1 protein-coding gene is annotated in these 1,506 nt (G+C 64.5%); it reads left to right on the forward strand.

The window, feature by feature from the left end; all coding sequences use genetic code 11:
- The first annotated feature begins 126 nt into the window (after positions 1–126).
- Positions 127–1,482 carry an IS5 family transposase gene (locus ABD104_RS30090; RefSeq protein WP_338617978.1) on the forward strand — a complete coding sequence of 452 codons (1,356 nt, stop codon included), beginning with the start codon at positions 127–129 and terminating at the stop codon, positions 1,480–1,482.
- Positions 1,483–1,506: the final 24 nt, after the last annotated feature.

Genomic DNA, 1,506 nt, shown 5'->3' on the forward strand with positions numbered 1-1,506 from the left:
TAGTCCGCCCTGAACAATGCGCAATCCCTTGATCTGAAACGTGGTTCTGCTGATTGATGGGCCCGGGATTTGCAAGGTATGGTTTTGCCAGTGCCTGTTTTCTTGCAAATTCCTCCAAAGAATCCCATGGGTCCAAAGCCTTCGCAGCCGCAAACGGCCGAGCTGTTCCGTCCAAGGCTGGACGAGCAGATCAACATGCAGCACCCGCTGGTCAGACTGGCCGCGCTGATCGACTGGGCCGAGATTGAGCGCACGTTCGCGCTGTCGTTCACTTCCGGCCGAGGCAGGCCCGCGTTGGCGCCGCGCCTGGTTGCCGGGCTGCTGTACCTGCAGCACACCTTCAATGCTTCCGACGAAGCCGTGGTCAACACCTGGGTGGAGAACCCGTACTGGCAGTTCTTCTGTGGCGAGACCTATCTGCAGACCGAACTGCCCATCGACCCGTCCAGTCTGACGCGCTGGAGAAAACGCATTGGAGAAGAAGGGGTGGAAACGCTGCTTGCGGCCAGCATCGATGCTGCCCGGCGTGGTGGCGTCATCCGCAAGGCCAGCACGCAGCAGGTGATCGTGGACACCACCGTCATGCCCAAGGCCATCGCCCATCCCACCGACAGCCGGCTGTTGGACAAGAGCCGCCAGCACCTGGTCAAGGTCGCCGAGGACAACGGACTGCGGCTGCGCCAGAACTACAACCGCGTGGCCCCTCGGCTGGCCGCACAGATCGGTCGCTACGCGCACGCCAAGCAGTTCAAGCGCATGAAGAAGGCCGTGCGCACGCTGCGCACCCGTGTGGGCCGCGTGCATCGTGAGGTGCAGCGCCAGTTGCATGTGCTGCCCGAAGCGGCCCAGGCCAAGGTGCAGGACCTGCTGCAGCGCACCGGCCGCATCCTGACCCAGCGCACGAAGGACAAGAACAAGCTGTACGCCCTGCACGCGCCCGAGGTGGAGTGCATCAGCAAAGGCAAAGCCAGGACACCGTACGAGTTCGGTGTGAAGGTCAGCATCGCCACCACGTTGAAGGAGGGCCTGGTGGTGGGCATGCGCTCCATGCCGGGCAACCCCTATGACGGGCACACGCTGGCCGAGACGCTGGAGCAAGTGGGCATCCTCACCGGCACGGACAGGCCACCCGCCACAGCCATCGTGGACAAGGGCTACCGGGGCGTGGAGATCGAAGGCGTGCGCATCCTGCGCTCGGGACAACGGCGTGGCATCACCCGGACGCTCAAGGCCATGATCCGTCGGCGCAGCGCCATCGAGCCGGCCATTGGGCACATGAAGATGGACGGGCGGCTCGCCCGCAATCCGCTCAAAGGGGCGCTGGGCGATGCGCTGCACGCGGTGATGTGCGGCGCAGGGCACAACCTGCGCCTGATCCTGGCCGCGCTGCGGCTTTATTGCGTCCGCGTCGGCCTGCCGATGCAGCCGGTCATTGCAGCACTGCTCGCCGCTCCGGTCGAGAACCGACCGCCCTGCTGCTAAGAACCGAATTGTTCAGGGCGGACT

Source organism: Pigmentiphaga daeguensis, assembly GCF_039523035.1.
Lineage (GTDB): Bacteria > Pseudomonadota > Gammaproteobacteria > Burkholderiales > Burkholderiaceae_B > Pigmentiphaga > Pigmentiphaga daeguensis.

Excerpts from the sequence above, each read along its gene's own strand:
- ABD104_RS30090 (WP_338617978.1), top strand. The coding sequence starts at position 127 with ATGGGTCCAAAGCCTTCGCAGCCGCAAACGGCCGAGCTGTTCCGTCCA.